Here is a 3,899-nt window from a genome sequence, read left to right on the forward strand (position 1 = left end):
GTTCCGAGCTGGAGACGTTCTTCACGCCCTGGCACGCGGCCTTCTACTCGGGCTTCGCCGCCGTGTCGGGCTGGATCATCTGGCAGGTGTGGCGCAACGTCCGGGCCGGGCGACAAGGGCTGGCCGCTGATGATCCGGGCCGACCTGGTGCGCTTCCTCGCGCTGGCGACCGTACCGGCCGCGCACGCCGCCGGGGTGCTGAGCTATCCGCACCTGCTGGCCGTGGCGGTGGTCATGGCGCTGGCCGACATCGTGTTCATCGGGGCGAGCGGGGCGCATCTGAAGGCGCTCGTCCCGCCGCGGCACCTCGTGACGGCCAACGGCCGCTTCGAGACCGTCACCTGGGTGTCCACGGCGATCGGACCGCCGGCGGGCGGGGCGCTGATCGGACTGCTCGGCCCGTTCGTCACGATCACGCTCGACGCGGTCAGCTACGTACTGTCCGCCCTTGGCATCCGCGCCATCACCACTCCCGAGACCGTCACCGGTTGTGAGGCCGTCACCACTCGTGAGGCCGCGCCGCCCACTCCGGCTCCCACTGCGGCTCCCATCCCCGCCTCGCGTCTGGCCGGGATCGGGGCGGGCTGGCGGATGATCGCCGCTGATCCAGGGCTGCGGCTCATGTTCGCCAACACCGTGCTGGTCAACGCGCTCATCATGGCGACCGCGCCGCTGCTGGCGTACCTGATGCTGCACGACCTGGGCTTCACCCCGCTGGAGTACGGCCTGGGGTTCGGCGTGCCCTGCCTCGGCGGCATCCTGGGCGCCAAGCTGGCCAGGCCGCTGGCCGCCAGGTACGGGCAGCGGCCGATCCTGCTCGGCTTCGGCGCCGCCCGGGCGGTGTGGCTGGCCGGGCTGGCCTTCGTCGGACCCGGGCTGCCCGGCCTGCTCCTGGTGATGGCCGTAGAGCTGGGGATGATCACCTGCATGGGCGTGTTCAACCCGGTGTTCGCCACGTACCGGCTGCGGCGCCTCCAGGACGGGACGGTCGCTCGCGTCCTGACCGCCTGGACGATCTCCACCCGCACCGCCACCGCCGCCGGCACCGCGCTGTGGGGCGGGCTGGCCGCTCTCATCGGCGCCAGGGCCGCGATCGGCGTCGGCGGGGTGCTGCTGGTGGCGACCGCCGCCCTCCTGCCCTGGCGGCGGGAGGCGGCGGCGGACCCGGGCGATCCCGAGCCCGCCGCCACCGCGGACAGGAGCGGCGGAAGCATCACGACCGGCTGACCCTCGAGTCATCGGGCCAGAGTCGGCAGGACGTCCGATTCGTGGTCAGCCGAGCGGGACGTCCCGGTCGCGCAGGGCGGCGAGCACCGGACCGTACATCCGCGTCTTGATCGTGGCCAGCGTCGGCCCCGCCTTGGGCGCGTGCGGCCGGGCCAGGTCGATGGCGGCCGCCCGCACCCCGCCCTCATCGGCCGTCGCGTCCACGATGCCGGCGGCCAGCGCGTCGTGACCGCCGTAGCGGCGGGCGCTGATCATGGCCTCGTGCGCGACCCTGGGCTGCAGCCGGGCCTGGATCAGCGCGGACATCCCCGGCGAGAACGGCAGATTGATGTCCGCCTCGGGCAGGCACCAGTAGCCCCGGTCGGCGCGCATCACGCGGAAGTCCAGGGTCAGTGACAACATGGCCCCGGCCGCGAACGCGTGCCCCTGCAACGCCCCCACCGTCACCAGCGGCAGCGTCAGCACCCGGGCCAGCAGTTCCTGCACGTCGGCCACGTAGTCGACAGCCCGGTCGGTGTGGGCGAACAGCCAGTCCAGGTCCAGGCCGTTGGAGAAGTACTTGCCCGTGGCCGACACCACCAGGGCGCGCGGGCCCTCGGCCTTCTCCACCTCGTCCAGCAGCGTGTTGACGGTGGTGACCCAGTCGGGGTGGAAGCGGTTCTCGGTGTCGCCGAGGTCGAGGACGAAGACGTCGTCCTTGCGGTCGAGCGTGGGCATGACTCCTCCTACCCGCGAGTAACTACGCTGGACGGCATCGTACCCGGCCGTTGATCTACCTTGGCGTGCCGGTTCCTTGACCGTAGTGGCGGACGGCGGCGCCCGTCCCGGCGTTGCGCAACGCCGGTCGAGGGTCACAGCTCAGGGCAACCGGCCGCGGTCAGGTCGCGGCACCCGATCGTGACCGCCCCGGTCCGGAAAGCGATGAAGGAGACCGATGCCGGAACGCACGTCTACGCCGACGTCGATCGCGGGCATGACACAGGCAACCGAGCGCGGGAGGACGGCATGGTCGACGCGGCGTGCACCGAGTTCTACCGGGACAACGGCTATCTCCTGGTGAAGGGCCTGCTCAGCAAGGACGAGGCGGAGGCGTACCGGCGGGAGTGCCACGCGCTCATCGGCCGGTTACGTCCGTCCGACCCGACCTGGGGCAGCGCCAGGGCGATGAGCGGCGGCGCCGCGACCGAGCTGCGGCACTGCCACGACGTGCAGTACTACTGCGCGGCCTTCGCCCGCCTGCTGGTGGACGAGCGGTTCACCGAGGTGGCCGCGGCGCTGCTGGGCACCGAGAACGTGCAGCTGCACCACACCAAGGTCTTCGTCAAGCCGGCCGAGAAGGGCTCGCCGTTCCCGATGCACCAGGACGCCGCCCACTTCCCGCACACCAGGCACACCCTCGGCGCGGCCGTCTTCCACTTCGACGACGCGCCCGAGGAGAAGGGCTGCCTGCGCATGGTGCCGGGCAGTCACAGGCGCGGGCCGCTGCCGCACGTCGAGGCGGGCGGCTGGCACCTGCCGCCGGCCGAGTGGCCGCTGGAGTCGGCGGTGCCGGTCGAGGCCGAGGCCGGCGACGTGGTGTTCTTCAGCTACCTCACCGTGCACGGCTCGGGCGTCAACCGGTCGGCCCAGGCCCGTACGACGCTGCTGGTGCAGTTCCGCGACCCGCGTGACCAGCCGGTCGGCGACGTCCACCGATCGCGCGGCCAGGGCATGATGCTGCGCGGCCACGACCCGACCCTGTGACGCTTGGTGGTTGAGTTACAAGAGGTATCCAAGCCCCTTCCAAGCCCGGCTCACGATCATGGGTTCCTTCGTTCCGAGCTTTCGCGTGTTAGAAAGGGACCCCCGATGAACAGGACAGCGTTGCTGCTGGGCACGGTGATGCTCAGCGGGCTGCTGGCCGCACCTCCCGCGCTCGCCGCCCCGGCCGCGAGCGCCCCCGCACTGACCGTCCCCGCGCTGACCGCCCCCGCCGTGACGGCGGCCGTGGCCAGGGTCAAGGCGAGCCCCGCCAAGCAGAACGGCGACTGCCCCACCACGGTCGGCTTCTCCGCCGTGCTGGCCGCCAAGGGCAAGGGCACCGTACGGTACCGCTGGGTACGCGGCGACGGCAGCAAGGGCGCCATCAAGAGCCTGCGGGTGAACGGCACGCGCAAGATCGTGGTGAAGGACCGCCAGACGTTCGACCGCGACACCTCCGGCTGGCAGGCCGTCGAGATCCTGGGCAAGAAGAGCCGCTTGTCGGCCAAGGCCCGCTTCAGCGTCACCTGCGCCGGCGCCGTCAACGTGTGGGACGCCTCGCACCCGCTGCCCGCCCAGCCGAGCCGCCCGCTGGTCGCCGCGGCCGACGTGGACGTCTCCCCGGCCACGCACAACGGCGCCTGCCCGACGACGGTGACGTTCACCGGGACCGTCCAGGTGTCGCGCACCCCGGCCCGCGTCGCCTACCAGTGGATCGACAGCGTCACCGGCGAGGGCCGGCCCGAGACGCTCTCCTTCCCCGCCGACGGCCCGCGCAGCAGGCAGGTCACGCTGCCGCTGGCCGTGGGCAGCAGCAGCAGCGGCTGGAAGGCGATCCGGATCCTCGGCGCCGGTTACGACTCGGCCCGCGCCGTCTACCAGGTGACCTGCAAGGCCACCACGCCCACGTCCCCGGCGCCCACGTCCCCGGC

General features: G+C 72.2%; 4 protein-coding genes. 3 read left to right on the forward strand and 1 reads right to left on the reverse strand.

The features are described from left to right. Positions 1-129 precede the first annotated feature (129 nt). A complete protein-coding gene (locus HII36_RS53760; protein WP_173531132.1) occupies positions 130-1,227 on the forward strand; it encodes an MFS transporter in 1,098 nt (365 codons plus the stop codon). A gap of 45 nt (positions 1,228-1,272) precedes the next feature. On the opposite strand, the gene HII36_RS53765 is transcribed toward HII36_RS53760, so the two are convergent. Beyond that, positions 1,273-1,944, reverse strand: a complete 672-nt coding sequence (locus HII36_RS53765) for an enoyl-CoA hydratase-related protein (RefSeq protein ID WP_173531133.1) — start codon at positions 1,942-1,944, stop codon at positions 1,273-1,275. 204 nt (positions 1,945-2,148) lie between these two features. On the opposite strand from HII36_RS53765, the gene HII36_RS53770 reads away from it, so the two are divergent. Together HII36_RS53770 and HII36_RS53775 are read left to right on the forward strand one after the other, a co-directional pair. Further along, on the forward strand, positions 2,149-2,970 hold the full coding sequence (locus HII36_RS53770) for a phytanoyl-CoA dioxygenase family protein (RefSeq protein WP_217371099.1): 822 nt from the start codon (positions 2,149-2,151) through the stop codon (positions 2,968-2,970). 105 nt (positions 2,971-3,075) lie between these two features. After that, on the forward strand, positions 3,076-3,899 hold an 824-nt coding region (locus HII36_RS53775), incomplete at its 3' end, for a hypothetical protein (RefSeq protein ID WP_217371100.1).

It is taken from the genome of Nonomuraea antri, from assembly GCF_013283785.1.
GTDB classification, from domain to species: Bacteria; Actinomycetota; Actinomycetes; order Streptosporangiales; family Streptosporangiaceae; genus Nonomuraea; species Nonomuraea antri.